This window comes from Tepidibacillus infernus (assembly GCF_048898065.1).
In the GTDB taxonomy this organism is placed as follows: domain Bacteria; phylum Bacillota; class Bacilli; order Tepidibacillales; family Tepidibacillaceae; genus Tepidibacillus_B; species Tepidibacillus_B infernus.
In genome coordinates, this window is the sequence record NZ_JBLWFI010000001.1 from 1,792,601 (window position 1) to 1,807,485 (window position 14,885).

Consider the following 14,885-nt stretch of genomic DNA (forward strand, 5'->3'; position numbering starts at 1 on the left):
TTAATCTTTAAAAAAAAGAAGTGTATTTACAAAACATGGTAAATACACTTCTTTTTTTTGCAATGGTTTCACCTCGACAAATTTCTAACCTGCTTAAACTTTTTCTTGATATATTCTTTTTGTTCGGGATGAAGTTGGTATAATCCCATGATTCGATCATCGATTCTTTCATACAGTTCTAAGCGTTGTTCAGGACTATTAACTGACATCAATTGATCAACTAATTTTTCAATCTCCATCTGCTCTTTTTGGTCACAGGGAGGAATTGGAATCGATTCAATATGTTTGCGCAAAATCTTTACAGATGAAAACGATAAGGTATAGAAAAATTGAACCGGCCGCGAATTAAGTACAGCTAAGATATATTTGATCAAATACCCTTCAAGCGTTGGAATCAGGATATTCGCACTATTTAAGGATAAGGTTTGCTGATGATCATAGGCAAACGTTAAGGTTTCATTAATAAACCGATAAATTAATTTTTCTTTAGCCCGATAAAGAGAAACAGGTGCTACTTGTTGAAATTTCTCTGGTGTAAAGACAATATAATGGTTTCCCACATAATAATTATACTTATCGACATCATTTCCTTTTAAAATAGGCTCCCCACCAACAGGTTTGACTTGGGATAAATAAGCTTTATTATCACCAGTCACAATGCCTAATGCAAAATGTGCATGATCCTTTAAATATTGAACACCCGGTAATGATTTCATTTGTTCAATCAATTGATCTTCTGCATCTGATGATTTGACATTAAAAATGTGTAAATCATTGTTTAAAAATCTTTTTTGTGAAATAGAAACAATCAAATTCTCATCTTCGACAGTGATTTGGTGGTCTGGTGAGCTCTTTCTATTTCTCACGATTAAAGTAATGGCAGGAGCAAATACTTTTGAAAACTGCTGACCTAGTACCTTGATATTTAAGAGTTCTGTTTGCTCAAGCAAGATTTTTCGAATGGGAAGATGAGATTTTACATTTAGCAGAGACTCTGGAAGTACATAAGCCAAAAGCCCATTCTCTCGTAACATATGAATTCCACTTTCTAAGAAAAGGACAAAAGATTCGAGCGACCCTTGAGCAGTTAAATAACGATCCCGATAAAATTCCACTTCGTCCTGACTAAAATGATATCCCCATGGCGGGTTTCCAATCACTAAATCATACTGATCTTTATCATACGTAGAAAAGAGATGATAGCCATATGCCTCTAAGCTATTTCGGGATCTAATATTCAAAATAGATTGTACATCAATCTCTGATTCAAGCAATAAAACCAGATTGATTCGAGCTAAAGCAACGGCAATTTCATCAATGTCAAAACCAGCGATACTTTCTTCAATGAGTCTTTGTTCTACTTCTTTAATATTTTGATGACCTGATTCTAACAATTGGCTTTTTAATCTTAAAAAAAGTTTAATTAAAAAATTCCCTGATCCACAGCATGGATCTACGGCTTTAGAAAGTTTATCCTTTTCAAAAAAGGTCAAACTTTTATCTACCAATGAATCGACGATCGTAGAAGGAGTGTAGTAACTTCCATTGTTTTTTCTTTTGCCCAAATGAGAAAGAGACATATAAACTAGTCCTAAAAAATCGTCTCCTTCAACAAAGGGAATATGTAGCTGTCTAACTTTTTGTAAAGCGATCAAATCAGACTCCTGAATGTTACCATTTCTATAATCAAAGAGGGACTCCAGAATCAGTTCATACTTCTGAAGGGAAAGCTGGTCTTTACTTATGAGTTCAGTAAAACTACTATCGTTTTGTGTGATATGAGTCTCTATCTTTCCCTGGGCAAGTAGTAGATTTAGCACAACTTCAAATAGAACAAGACGAACTTTCTCCTGATGTTTAATTTCTTTGGCAATTTCAATGATTTGTTCAGCGTACGAAAGGTAGGGAGAATAAGTAACATATTCGGTAGGGATAAAGTTTCCTTTCACTGCTTTTTTATTTCTTCTACTTTTTAATCGTTCCGTTTTTCCTGTTTCGATTTCATGTTTTAACTTTAAAACTTCCTCTATTTGAAATAAAGTATCCCGATTTTTCTTCAGCACTTTTTGTAATCTTCCTGTTTTCACCCAATTTCGGACTGTGGCCGTTGATACAGCAAGTAAATGAGCGACTTCGTCTATATGAATATATCTTTGTTCTAGATCTGTTTGGCCCAAGCTTTTGCACCTCGCACATTATTTTCATACCTCTTTCAACGTACCATAATCGCTAAGTAGACTCCAGTTTTTCATTTCATTTCCGACGAAACAAAAAAGGAAGGTTATTTCCCTTCCCCAGTGATTGTTATATTTTTCTCTGATTAAGAATGAGCGGAACCTCTTTTGTTTTCATTTGTTGCACTGGGCAGTTCCCACTTACCGCACAGCCTGAACAACTATCGCAGCTTTTCCCAGCACGCCATTTTTGAAAGGAACGATAAAGTGTCCAACTACTATATCCTATAATTGCAGTTAAAATAAGATAGGTCAACATTTTACCCTCTCCCTTTTCTCTTTCCAGCTTCCATATGGGTTGAACAACAATCACCTTTCACTTTCTTTTTTGTTGCCTTAAAAAGAATGTAACCACTATAAGCCACAATCACAGCTGTGATAAGAATTGAACCGATCATTTTTATCCCTTCCATCTTATTTGATATGGAATATACAATCATTCACTTACAAAGTACAATTCAGACTAATAGATTTCCTACTTGATAAATAATGAACGCTAAAATCCACGCAATAGAAAAACTATAACCTATTGAAAATAATGGCCACTTCCAAGAACCAGTTTCCTTTTTCATCACCACGATAGTAGCCATACATGGTGTGTAAAGTAAAACAAAGACCATGAATGCATAAGCAGAGACTGGAGTAAAGGTACTTTGAATAATTGCAGCTAATTGGGCGATGCTTTCCCCTCCGCCTGCACCATAAACAATGGACATGGTTGAAACAACGATTTCTTTTGCCATAAACCCACTAATCAGGGCGACTCCTGATTGCCAAGTACCAAAACCTAATGGGGCAAAAATAGGTGCTATGATTCCTCCTAGATCAGCTAGGAAGCTTTCATTCATCTCTACCATACCCGTCCACGAGAAATTAGCCAAAAACCAGATTAATACCGCCATACTAAAAATAATTGTCCCTGCTTTTTTAATAAAATTTTTCCCTTTGTCCCAGGTACTTAATAATAAGCTTCTTACCATTGGTATGCGATAGGGTGGTAACTCAATGGCAAACAAGCTCTCTTCTTCTTTTAGTAAGAAGCGTTTAAAAATAAAGCCTAGTAAAATAGCAAAAACAATACCTAATAGATATAAAGAAAAAACAACCAGACTTTGATACTGTCTAAAGAAAACGGAAACAAATAACGCATAGACTGCTAATCTAGCAGAACAAGACATAAAAGGACTTAAAAGAATTGTAATTAGTCTTTCTTTTGGCTGCTCAATGGTTCTTGCACTCATCACACCTGGTACATTGCAACCAAACCCGACGATCATGGGAATAAAGGCTTTTCCATTTAATCCGATGGATGACATCGCCTTATCCATAATAAACGCAGCCCTTGCCATATAACCGGAATCCTCTAAAAAGGAAATGACCAAGAATAACACAAAAATTTGTGGGACAAAAACAAGAACTCCGCCTACTCCTGCAATAATCCCATCAACCACCAATTGAAGTAACCAAGGTGTAGCACCAATGGAAATTAGAAATTGTGTTACACTTTCAGATATTGGCCCACTGAGCCAACCATCTAATATATCTTGTAATGGTGTTCCAACCCAAGAGAATGTGACTTGGAAGGTTAAAAACATAAAGAATAGGAATAATGGGATTCCTAAATATTTATGAGTGACGATCGCATCAATTCGTTCTGTCCATGTCCTTCTTGAAATAGATTCTGTTACCATCACTTCTTCTAATAATTGGCCGATCCAGCGATAACGCTCTTCACGAATTACTTGTAAGACAGGCACATTAAATTTAGTTTGCAATTGCTGTTTAATCGATTCAACTGCTTCTCGATTTTGATCATTTTGAACCAGTTGTTCAACAACTGAATTACCTTCTAAAAGCTGCAATGCAATCCAGCGGTAGTTGTGGTTTTTAAATTCAGGTAATTGATTTATGATCGTTCCAATCTGTTTTAGTGCCTCTTCAATCTGAGGATCATACTTTAATGCAAATTGAGGAGGAGACAAAGGAGATTGAATCACCTTAATAAATTCTTGGTATCCTTCCCCTTTTCGAGCCGACATCGGAATAATGGGAATACTCAAGCGTTGTTCCATTTTCTCTATATCAATCGAAATACCATACGCTTTGGCTACGTCCATCATATTTAAAGACATGACCACAGGTTTGCCAAATTCCAATAGTTGTAAAGTAAAATAAAGATTCCTCTCAAGATTTGATGCATCAACAATATTAATCAGTGCATCAAACTCTTCGCTAACCAGGAATTGACTCGCCACTTTTTCCTCAATTGAAAATGGAGAGATACTATACACACCTGGTAAATCCACTACCTCTACTGAATCATTGTATTTCATATAGCCAACCTTTTTCTCCACCGTAACACCAGGCCAGTTACCAACATATTGCCTTGTTCCTGTTAGCAGGTTAAATAAAGATGTTTTTCCTGCATTCGGGTTTCCAGCTAATGCATATACTGTCATTTCTTACACCTCAAATTCATTTTACAAACTCTACAAGAATTTCTTCTGCTTCTTTTTTGCGAAAACTCATCTGAAAACCTCGTACTTTAATCGCCATTGGATCGCCAAACGGTGCAATTCTAGACACTTCTAACACAGTTCCCGGCAAAAGCCCCATGTCCATTAGCCGCCTTTGTTTATTTTCATTCATATGTAATGATTTAACTCTTACTTTTTCCCCAACTCTACATTGAGCTAAATTTAATTTCATTCCACTCACCAACTATTTAGTAGTAATAATCATTCTCAATTACATTATATGATGAAAAATATTGGATGTATACCCTTTACCGTTTATTTAATTGTGAAATTTTTGTGAATGAATGGTTTTTTTTCATAATCCCTTTTCCCTCTGTTTTGTTTTTAATAGATCAATCGTCGTTGTATTGACCAAAAGATTGACTAATGTATATAGAAATGTGCTTAAGCCAAATACCCATGCGGTGATTCCTAGTACGATCATATTCAAGAAAAGGATGAAGCGGCCAAATGAATCAAATCAAACAAATCAACAAAAATAGAAATAGCAAACATACTAATAATGGTTCCCCCTTGGTAACTCAATAAAAAAGGTCGTTCCTTTGCCCTTTTTACTTTCTACTGAAATCTTTCCACCATGTGCTTCAATAAACCCTTTAGCAATAGCTAAGCCTAAGCCGGTTCCCCCCTGATCACGAGATCTTGACGCATCAGTTCGATAAAATCTCTCAAAGATATAGGGAAGGAATTCTTCATCTATTCCAGGACCACTATCCATTACCTTAATCACTAGATTTGAATTGTATGAATGTGGGCTTATCTCAACCAACACCTTACCGTGTTCAGGTGTATGACGGAGTGCATTACCTAACAGATTAATGATGACTTGCGTAATACGGTCAGCATCGATCTCAATCAAAGGGTCTAGGCCTTTTTTAAATACCAAATCGATCTGTTTTTCTTCTGCCAACCATTCAAAATGATCAATCACCCGTTGAATCAATTCATTAAGATTCGTCTCACTTTTGTTAAGAGGTAATTTGCCTGCCTCAGCTAATGTAAGCTGTTGAAGGTCATTCACTAATCTTGACAAGCGAAATACTTCATCATTTAATTGCACAATAACTTCTGGGCTTGGTTCAAGAGCATCCTCCTGAATCGACTCTAACTTTCCTCTTAAAATAGAAAGGGGTGTCCTTAATTCATGGGCCACATCTGCTACTAGGTTTTTCCTTACTTCCTCATTTCGTTCTAATTTTGCTGACATTTCATTAAAGGCATTAGCCAGTTGATGAAATTCATCCTCTGTTTTCACTTGAATTCGATAAGAGGTATCGCCCTTTGACAAATAGTGAATCCCTGTCATCAATAGAGAAAGTGGCTTCGTCATCGTTTTTGAAAAAAATAACCCCAATAAAACAGCAATCACGACTGCAATCGAGGTGCCAAAAAGAATGGAAGTATTCATCGAATTCATGAATTGTTGTTCTAATGTAGTCAAGCCATTACTCTTATCACGATTAATAATTAGTTCTCCAACCTTGTTTTCATTTAGGATTAGGTCTTCATGAATCCCAGAGATTTCTTTTGCCGATTTGCCTAACCATTTATTTTGGGTATCTCCAACGACAATACCCTGTTGGTTAGCAACGATTATTTCTAGGTTTTCCATCCCAATACTATTCTGACTATTTGCCCACATAGGCCCTCTACGAGCCCTATATTGGAATGGATTATCTACCAATTGTTCTTGTATCTGATCCCATGATTGGTAATAGTCATAGTAATTAAGCAACATCTCTTTTAGAACCTGAATTCTTGTACTTTCATTCTGGCTCACATAATTCTCAAAAACAGTTCCAATTCGATTTTGAAAATATAAGGATTGTAATAAGGCCATGACGATGACGATACTACTAAAAGCAATAATTAACTTTGTTTGTAGTCTCATAGGTCTCCCCCAAATCGATAGCCAATTCCATAAACAGTTTGAATATATTTAGGATTCGCTGGATCTTCTTCTACTTTTCTCCGCAGATTGCTTACATGTGTATCAATAGACCGTTCATAGTTCACATAAGCTTCTCCCATGGCAATATTCATCAATTGCAAACGACTATAGACTCTGCCAGGCTTTTGCGCTAAGGCAACCAAAATTTTAAATTCAGTTGGGGTTAAATTTACTTTCTTTTCGGCAACATAGACTTCAAATTTAGATTGAAAAATTTTGATTTTCCCTCTGATCATAAAGTCCTCTTCCACTTCCTCATCAGGCTGGGTTCTGCGTAGAACGGCTTTCATCCTTGCCACTAACTCCCGTAAGCTAAATGGTTTTGTAATATAATCATCAGCCCCCATCTCCAAACCTAACAGCTTATCTACTTCGTCAGTCTTAGCCGTAAGCATAATAACAGGCATTTTCTTATAAGTTGTTCTTACTTCCCTTAATGTTTGAAGCCCATCCATTCCAGGCATCATTAAATCCAAAAGCATTAAATCAATATTTCCATGTTTTATTTGATCAAAAGCTTCATAACCATTGCTTGCTTCTAATACATCATAGCCCTCATTGATTAAAAAGGTTTTAACCATCTCCCGAATTTTTGTTTCATCATCCACGATTAAAATTGTCTTCTTCATGGCAAAGTCCCCCAAAAAATTCCTTTTCCCTTATCTTATCTTCAAAATCTACATTTTTAAATCAATACTATTAAGAAAAGGTTTGTATATTCCATCGCGCTCCGTCATCCGTGCCCTTATATGAATAAAGATTACGGAGAGAAGGGCACTTCTGAAGGCACACAAAGTGTACAAGTCGTGCTACACAGCTAAAGCTGCTAGTCACGCTATGTCGCTGCTTATGGAATAGACAAACCCTTAAATGACAAGTGGAAGAAAGTTATACTTGCTTATCTTTTTGAAAAACCCTGAAGTTAAACTCCAGGGCTAAACATATTATGTGTGATTTAATTAGTTGGAACTGGTTGAAGAATTGACTGACCAGCGTGGGCCACCACCAAATCCTCTACCTGCTCCTCGCATACCTTGACCATTCCATTGACCACCCATTCTTGGGCCAACTTCTGTTCTAGTGATTGCAGCTTCCATATTTACCTTCATTCGTTCAAGGATGTAGTTCTTTTGATCTTCAGTAATCACTTTATCCTTAACTAATTGATCTAATTGTTCGGTTTTTGCAGCAACTAAAACTTCAAGAAGTTGCTCGGTTGTAACACCTTTTTCTTCTGCAATTTGTTCAATTGATTTTCCTGATGTTCTTTGTGCATATAACTCATCAGCTGTGATACCAATTTTCTCAGCAACAATCTCATGCATGGAACCAGCAAAATATTGTCCCATACGCATTCCCATTGGTTGCCAGTTTGTTGGTTGTTGCACTTGTGCTGGTGCTGTAACAGGTGTAGTATCTGCTTGGCTTACGACTGGACCAATCATCGCCCCTACTCCCATTGCTCCAACTAGTGCACTTGCAAATAAAACTTTTTGTAATTTCATATTTGATCTCCCTTTCTTAGATAAATTGGGAAACTAGCTAGCTTCCACTATTATCTTAACCAAGGGATTTTCAGAACTTTTTTTAGAAATATCAAGATCATGTTAAGATTTACATTTTTTAAGTTTAGATTATAATCCTAAAATATGATATCCACTATCTACATGGATGACTTCACCTGTAATGCCACGAGACCAATCACTCATTAAAAATAGAGCCGTATCTCCAACCTCTGAAGCATCTGTTGTTCTTCGAAGTGGAGCTTTTTCTTCAATCTGATGAAGAATAGTATTAAAATCTTTGACACCTTTTGCGGCCAATGTGCGAATAGGTCCAGCTGATATGGCATTTACGCGAATTTGATTTGGACCTAAGTCATTGGCTAAGTATTGTACACTAGATTCTAAAGCAGCTTTTGCTACTCCCATTACATTATAATTTTGAACCACTCGTTCTCCACCAAGATAGGTCATGGCTATAATGCTACCGCCTTCGGTCATTAACTTCTCGGCTTCACGTGCAACAGCAACTAAAGAATACACACTAATTTCTTGAGCCATCAAGTAGCCATCTCGAGAGGTATTGGCATATTTCCCCTCTAATTCTTCTACTTTCGCATGTGCAATACTATGAACAACTCCATGTAAAACGCCAACTTCTTCTTTTAGAAATTGGAAAAGGGCACTAATTTCTTTATCCTTAGTAACATCGCAAGGGTAAATCAGTTTATTGTCCATTTCTTCGGCCAACTCTAAGATATTTTTTTCAAATCGTTCACCTTGATATGTAAAAATTAATCGTGCTCCTTCACGGTATAACGAATTAGCGATCGCCCATGCAATACTACGTTTATTCGCAACACCCATCACTAAAATATTTTTACCTTTTAAAAGCTGTCCCGACATGGGAACTCACCCTCTTTCATTTCTACTTTTAGTACCTGATACTAATATATACTAATAATTTTACATGAACCTTATTTAAATGTAAACCTCATGCAAGCTAATTATGCTCAATCTGTTCATTTTTCAACCTTTTAAAATTTTTTGTGTAAATATTCTATTTGCTTCTTTTTGTATCTCAATTTAAAATATGTATTAAAATTTATGTTATAGTAAAGCAATAAAGAAAGGAGAGAGGATGAGACATGGCACAAATTCGTCCATTTCAAAAAGTTTTGGTAGCAAATAGAGGGGAAATTGCGATACGTATTTTTCGTGCATGTACAGAACTTCATATACGCACTGTTGCCATTTATTCCGAGGAAGACCAGGTCTCTTTGCATCGTTTTAAGGCTGACGAAGCCTATCTGGTAGGGGAAGGGAAGGGGCCAGTCGAGTCCTATCTTGATATTGAAGGGATTATTGAGATTGCCAAACGTCATAATGTGGATGCCATTCACCCGGGATACGGTTTTCTTTCTGAAAATAGTGAGTTTGCACGGCGCTGTGAAGAAGAAGGTATTGTTTTTATTGGCCCAAACCCAGAACATATCAAAATGTTTGGTGATAAGGTGGAAGCAAGACGTTTAGCCATTGAAGCCAATATACCAGTCGTCCCAGGTACTGAAACCCCTATCGAGCAATTACAGGAAGCTATCTTTTTCGCAAATGAACATGGGTATCCGATTATGATTAAAGCCGCTTCTGGAGGGGGCGGACGGGGGATGCGAATTGCTCGAAATCAGGCAGAACTCGAAGAATCAATGGAAAGAGCTCGTTCCGAGGCCCTTTCAGCTTTCGGAAACTCTCAAGTCTATTTAGAAAAATATCTCGAAAACCCAAAACATATTGAGGTTCAAGTCTTGGCAGATCAGTATGGCAATGCAGTTCATTTATTTGAAAGAGATTGTTCTGTCCAACGACGCCATCAAAAGGTTGTCGAGATCGCTCCATCCCTCTCTTTGACTGAAAATCTACGAAATGAAATCTATGAAGCAGCGCTAAAAATCATGAAAAAAGCGAATTATATCAATGCTGGTACTGTTGAATTTTTGGTAACTCCCGATCAAAAGTTTTATTTTATTGAAGTAAACCCTCGCATTCAAGTTGAACATACTATTACCGAACTAATTACTGGTATTGATATTGTTCAAGCCCAAATTAAAATTGCTGAAGGGTATGCCCTTGATAATTCAGTAATGGGCATTCCTCCTCAAAATCAGATTACTAAAAATGGTTATGCAATCCAATGTCGTGTGACAACTGAAGATCCAGAGAACGGATTTATGCCTGATACTGGAAGAATTGTTGCCTATCGCTCTGCAAGTGGTTTTGGTGTTAGACTAGATGCAGGAAATAGTTTTGCCGGGGCTTACATCACACCTCACTATGATTCTTTGCTCGTTAAGGTATCCACCTATGCTAATACCTTCGAACAAGCAGCATCAAAAATGTTACGTACTTTAAAAGAGTTTCGAATCCGTGGTGTAAAAACAAATATTTTATTCTTAGAAAATCTTGTTCAACATCCGAACTTTTTAAATGGTCATTATGATACATCTTTTATTGATAGCCATCCTGAATTGTTTCATTTACCACCAAGACAAGATCGAGCAAGCAAACTTCTTTCCTATATTGGTCATATTACAGTGAATGGGTACCCAAACCTACCAAAAAAAGATAAAAAACCTAGCTTTCATAAACCAAGAATACCAGCTACTTCCATCAAACTCCCTTATCCTGATGGAACCAAACAGATTTTAGATCAATATGGAGTTGATGGTCTGATCAAATGGGTGATGCAACAGAAAAAAGTGCTGATAACTGATACTACTTTTCGTGATGCTCACCAATCCTTATTAGCAACACGTGTCCGTACCTACGATTTGCTTAAAATTGCAGAGGCTACCGGAAAATTAGCTCCTGAAATTTTTTCCCTCGAAATGTGGGGTGGTGCAACGTTTGATACTAGCATGCGTTTTCTTAAAGAATGCCCTTGGGATAGATTGCATCAGCTTCGTGAAAAAATCCCTAATATACTATTTCAAATGTTAATCCGAGGAGCCAACGCTGTAGGTTATACTAATTATCCTGACAATGTGATTAAAGAATTTATTAAAGAATCGGCGGATTCAGGTATCGATCTATTCCGTATCTTCGATAGTTTAAATTGGCTTAAGGGAATGCAAATTTCAATCGATGCCGTTAGAGAGAATGAAAAAATAGCAGAAGCAGCCATTTGTTACACAGGTGATATTCTTGATCCGACAAAGGATAAATATACGTTACAATACTATATCAACCTCGCTAAAGAATTGAAAAAATCAGGAGCTCATATCATTGGCATCAAAGACATGGCTGGCTTATTAAAACCCTATGCAGCCTATAAGCTTATTAAAACACTCAAAGAAGAAGTAGGTTTACCTATTCACCTTCATACACATGATACCTCAGGTAATGGCCAAGCAACGCTTTTAAAAGCGATCGAAGCAGGAGTGGATATTGTTGATACGGCATTAAGTTCAATGTCTGGTCTTACCTCTCAACCAAGTCTAAATGCTTTAGTTGCTTCATTAGAATATAACGAAAGATCTACTGGATTAGATTTAGATAACCTGCAAATGCTAGATCATTACTGGGAAGATGTTCGCCCATACTATGCTTGTTTTGAAAGTGGGTTAAAGTCAAGTAGCACGGAAGTTTACAAACATGAGATGCCTGGGGGACAATATACCAATCTAAAACAGCAATCTATTGCTGTAGGACTAGTAGATCGTTTTGATGAAGTAGCAGATATGTATGCAAAAGTTAATAAAATGTTTGGCGACATTGTCAAAGTAACCCCTTCATCAAAAGTAGTTGGTGACATGGCTTTATTCATGGTACAAAACCACTTAACGGAAAAAGATATCTATGAGCGGGGTGAACAGCTTGATTTTCCTGATTCTGTTGTTCAATTCTTTCAAGGCTATCTTGGTCAACCTTATGGAGGATTCCCTCAACGTTTACAAGAGATTATTTTAAAAGGAAAAGATTATATTACTTGTCGCCCTGGGGAGCTGTTGCCATCAGTTGACTTTTCTAAAACAAAAGAAGAACTAGAACAAAAAATACATCGAAAACCAACCAATAAAGAAGTGCTATCCTACATTTTATACCCTCAAGTCTTTCTTGATAAAGAAAAATATATTGAGGAATATGGCAACCTATCGTTTTTAGATACCCCCACCTTTTTCTATGGAATGAGACCTGGTGAAAGAATTGCAGTTGAAATAGAAAAAGGGAAAACTTTGATGATTAAGCTAACGTCCGTTGGCGAGCTTCAACAAGACGGATCAAGAACGATTTATTTTGAATTAAATGGGATTCCAAGAGAAGTTACAGTAAGGGATGAACATACTGGCATCGCCATTCAAAAAAGAAAAAAAGCTAAACGAAATAACCCGCTACATGTAGGCGCAACAATGCCAGGTAAAGTTTTAAAAGTAATAATTGAACCAGGGGATCGGGTGAATAAGGGTGATTATATGATTGTAACAGAGGCGATGAAGATGGAAACGACGATTCAAGCTTCGAATGATGGAATCGTAAAAGAAATCTATGTCAAACCTGGGGATACAATTGAAAGCAACGATTTGCTTCTAGAGTTTGAATATGTTAAAAATGAGTCATAACAGAACTCTGCAAAAAGGAGAATCTTAATGGAATTTCATTTACAAATTGGTATGACAGGTACTAAACAATCCATCGTTAACAATACTAATACAGCTAAAACGTATGGTAGTGGAGAGTTAGAAGTATTTGCTACACCAGCAATGGTTGGGCTCATGGAGGGTGCAGCGATGAATGCCGTTCACTCTTCATTGCCTGAAGGTTTTGGAACAGTAGGCACAGAACTTCAGGTAAAACATGTCGCTGCAACTCCCTTAGGAATGAACGTAGAAGCAAGGGCTGAACTAATTGCAATCAATGGAAAACGATTAAGCTTTAAAGTTGAGGCCTATGATGAGGTTGGGTTGATTGGTGAAGGTACCCATGAACGATATATTGTTGAAGAAGAAAAATTCCTTTCAAGAGTAAATAATAAGGGTAAAGAATAAGTTATTTTTAATAATGTAGGAAAAAATCCGGGGTGTCATTCCCGGATTTCCTTCATAATATAGATTGTTTACCTAACTTCTCAATGTGGCAATCAGTCGGTTTTGTTTCAATAACAAGTCTAACCCATCTGTGATTTGTTTGACCACGATATCACTTTTCATAAGGGAACTTGTTGCACAACCTTCAGTCCCAATCAATGCAATGGCTAAGTCAGAGACTTCAAACATCCACTCATCATTTACTCCATTCCCCATGGAAATGACACCTTTTTCTTTTAATGCTTGAACAAATCGCTGCTTCTCTCCTAATTGATCTTCTTTGCCAATCACATGGACTTGTACAGGTAAATCTTTACACTGATCATGAACACTACTATTGGTATCTGCTGTAACCACATAGAGAGTTAAATCTTTTGCTAATTGTCTAAGCTTTTCTTTCACTTCTGGTAAGATCACTCCATCTAAAGCAATCGTTCCATTGAAATTCAAAACTAAATTTTCTACTTTTACTTCCTTCCTTCCTGGAATGTTGATCGTTAACATAGATACCCTCCTAGACAATATAAGGTTAGTTAAAGCATGGCTTTCCAAATCATTCTTTATTCTTATCATACTTTTTCATTTTTCATATCCCAATAATCAGGGAAAGTAGACCAAAACATATTAAATAGATTATCATGGAAAGATAAGAAAATGAATCTTGCTTGGAGGAAGAAACGAATGAACGACAAAATCAGTCAAATTGAACGAGGAGAGCGGGGAAGTTGGGTCAGTATAATTGCTTATGTCTCCCTATCTATTTTGAAATTATTGATTGGATATCTTTTTAATTCTAAAGCTCTCATTGCCGATGGGCTAAATAATACAACAGATATTATTGGATCGATTGCAGTCTTGGTTGGTTTCAAGATTGCTAAAATCCCTCCAGATAAAGACCATACATATGGCCATCTTCGGGCAGAAACTATTGCTTCCATGGTAACCTCCTTCATTATGTTTGTCGTGGGAATTGATGTCTTATACAACTCTGTACGTAACCTATTCTCACCAAAAATCGAAACACCACAAATGATTACAGCTTGGGTGGCTCTATTTTCCGCACTAGTCATGTTGCTGGTCTATCGCTATAATATAAAATTAGCAGAAAAAATCCAAAGTGATGGATTAAAGGCAGTAGCCCTAGACAATCGTTCTGATGCCTTTGTTAGTATAGGTGCATCTGTAGGAATTATTGGTGCCCAATTTAACCTCCCTTGGCTAGATCCACTAGCTGCTTTTGGTGTTGGTGTTATTATTATCAAAACCGCTTGGGAAATCTTCACAGAAAGCTCTCATAATTTATCCGATGGATTTGAATATGAACGGTTAAATCATATGAAGATCACAGTAAAGACAATAAAAGAAGTAAAAATCGTTAAAGATATCAAGGCGAGAAAACAAGGAAGTATCGCCATTGTAGATGTTACTATTGGTGTAAGGCCAACCCTTAATGTAGTAGAAAGTCATGAAATTACCGAAATCATTGAAAAACGTTTAATGAAAGAATTTCCTGACGTTCAACGTGTTCATGTTCATGTTGAACCCATTGAGGTGAGTACCAGTGACCCAACTTGATTGGT

General features: G+C 36.7%; 13 protein-coding genes. 3 read left to right on the plus strand and 10 right to left on the minus strand.

From position 1 onward, the window contains the following. Positions 1 to 68 precede the first annotated feature (68 nt). From TEPIDINF_RS09045 to fabI, 9 genes are all read right to left on the minus strand, one after another. A complete protein-coding gene (locus TEPIDINF_RS09045) occupies positions 69 to 2,177 on the minus strand; it encodes a TaqI-like C-terminal specificity domain-containing protein (protein WP_421691800.1) in 2,109 nt (702 codons plus the stop codon). Between the two features lie 127 nt (positions 2,178 to 2,304). Next, positions 2,305 to 2,493: a FeoB-associated Cys-rich membrane protein gene (locus tag TEPIDINF_RS09050; protein ID WP_421691801.1), complete on the minus strand. Its 189-nt coding sequence runs from the start codon at positions 2,491 to 2,493 to the stop codon at positions 2,305 to 2,307. 199 nt (positions 2,494 to 2,692) lie between these two features. Further along, positions 2,693 to 4,693: a ferrous iron transport protein B gene (feoB, locus tag TEPIDINF_RS09055; protein WP_421691802.1), complete on the minus strand. Its 2,001-nt coding sequence runs from the start codon at positions 4,691 to 4,693 to the stop codon at positions 2,693 to 2,695. Positions 4,694 to 4,709: 16 nt separating this feature from the next. After that, positions 4,710 to 4,943: a FeoA family protein gene (locus TEPIDINF_RS09060; RefSeq protein ID WP_068725886.1), complete on the minus strand. Its 234-nt coding sequence runs from the start codon at positions 4,941 to 4,943 to the stop codon at positions 4,710 to 4,712. Positions 4,944 to 5,066: 123 nt separating this feature from the next. Continuing rightward, a complete protein-coding gene (locus TEPIDINF_RS09065) occupies positions 5,067 to 5,210 on the minus strand; it encodes a YitT family protein (protein ID WP_407701951.1) in 144 nt (47 codons plus the stop codon). Between the two features lie 57 nt (positions 5,211 to 5,267). Next, the gene (locus TEPIDINF_RS09070; RefSeq protein WP_421691803.1) at positions 5,268 to 6,662 is read right to left on the minus strand and encodes a sensor histidine kinase; all 1,395 of its coding nucleotides are present in this window, start codon (positions 6,660 to 6,662) and stop codon (positions 5,268 to 5,270) included. Continuing rightward, entirely contained in the window at positions 6,659 to 7,351 is a 693-nt protein-coding gene (locus TEPIDINF_RS09075) for a response regulator transcription factor (protein WP_068725892.1), read from the minus strand. The genes TEPIDINF_RS09070 and TEPIDINF_RS09075 overlap by 4 nt, the downstream gene beginning before the upstream one ends. A gap of 330 nt (positions 7,352 to 7,681) precedes the next feature. Continuing rightward, positions 7,682 to 8,227: a hypothetical protein gene (locus tag TEPIDINF_RS09080; protein WP_068725895.1), complete on the minus strand. Its 546-nt coding sequence runs from the start codon at positions 8,225 to 8,227 to the stop codon at positions 7,682 to 7,684. 129 nt (positions 8,228 to 8,356) lie between these two features. Beyond that, the gene (fabI, locus tag TEPIDINF_RS09085; protein WP_421691804.1) at positions 8,357 to 9,130 is read right to left on the minus strand and encodes an enoyl-ACP reductase FabI; all 774 of its coding nucleotides are present in this window, start codon (positions 9,128 to 9,130) and stop codon (positions 8,357 to 8,359) included. A 242-nt stretch (positions 9,131 to 9,372) separates the two neighbouring features. Here fabI and pyc point away from each other — a divergent pair, with 242 nt between their 5' ends. Together pyc and TEPIDINF_RS09095 are read left to right on the plus strand one after the other, a co-directional pair. Further along, positions 9,373 to 12,840 (plus strand): pyruvate carboxylase, encoded by a 3,468-nt coding sequence (gene pyc, locus TEPIDINF_RS09090; protein WP_421691805.1) that lies wholly within the window; start codon positions 9,373 to 9,375, stop codon positions 12,838 to 12,840. 27 nt (positions 12,841 to 12,867) lie between these two features. Then, complete coding sequence (locus TEPIDINF_RS09095) at positions 12,868 to 13,266, plus strand: thioesterase family protein (RefSeq protein ID WP_068725903.1); 399 nt, start codon at positions 12,868 to 12,870, stop codon at positions 13,264 to 13,266. Between the two features lie 72 nt (positions 13,267 to 13,338). Here the strand turns inward: TEPIDINF_RS09095 and TEPIDINF_RS09100 are convergent, their stop codons facing one another. Continuing rightward, complete coding sequence (locus tag TEPIDINF_RS09100; protein WP_421691806.1) at positions 13,339 to 13,809, minus strand: HAD family hydrolase; 471 nt, start codon at positions 13,807 to 13,809, stop codon at positions 13,339 to 13,341. 177 nt (positions 13,810 to 13,986) lie between these two features. Here TEPIDINF_RS09100 and TEPIDINF_RS09105 point away from each other — a divergent pair, with 177 nt between their 5' ends. After that, positions 13,987 to 14,880 carry a cation diffusion facilitator family transporter gene (locus tag TEPIDINF_RS09105; RefSeq protein WP_421691807.1) on the plus strand — a complete coding sequence of 298 codons (894 nt, stop codon included), beginning with the start codon at positions 13,987 to 13,989 and terminating at the stop codon, positions 14,878 to 14,880. Positions 14,881 to 14,885 lie beyond the last annotated feature (5 nt).

Coding starts and splice junctions, on each gene's coding strand:
- TEPIDINF_RS09050 (WP_421691801.1), bottom strand. CDS start 2,493: ATGTTGACCTATCTTATTTTAACTGCAATTATAGGATATAGTAGTTGG.
- feoB (WP_421691802.1), bottom strand. CDS start 4,693: ATGACAGTATATGCATTAGCTGGAAACCCGAATGCAGGAAAAACATCT.
- TEPIDINF_RS09060 (WP_068725886.1), bottom strand. CDS start 4,943: ATGAAATTAAATTTAGCTCAATGTAGAGTTGGGGAAAAAGTAAGAGTT.
- TEPIDINF_RS09070 (WP_421691803.1), bottom strand. CDS start 6,662: ATGAGACTACAAACAAAGTTAATTATTGCTTTTAGTAGTATCGTCATC.
- TEPIDINF_RS09075 (WP_068725892.1), bottom strand. CDS start 7,351: ATGAAGAAGACAATTTTAATCGTGGATGATGAAACAAAAATTCGGGAG.
- TEPIDINF_RS09080 (WP_068725895.1), bottom strand. CDS start 8,227: ATGAAATTACAAAAAGTTTTATTTGCAAGTGCACTAGTTGGAGCAATG.
- fabI (WP_421691804.1), bottom strand. CDS start 9,130: ATGTCGGGACAGCTTTTAAAAGGTAAAAATATTTTAGTGATGGGTGTT.
- pyc (WP_421691805.1), top strand. CDS start 9,373: ATGGCACAAATTCGTCCATTTCAAAAAGTTTTGGTAGCAAATAGAGGG.
- TEPIDINF_RS09095 (WP_068725903.1), top strand. CDS start 12,868: ATGGAATTTCATTTACAAATTGGTATGACAGGTACTAAACAATCCATC.
- TEPIDINF_RS09100 (WP_421691806.1), bottom strand. CDS start 13,809: ATGTTAACGATCAACATTCCAGGAAGGAAGGAAGTAAAAGTAGAAAAT.
- TEPIDINF_RS09105 (WP_421691807.1), top strand. CDS start 13,987: ATGAACGACAAAATCAGTCAAATTGAACGAGGAGAGCGGGGAAGTTGG.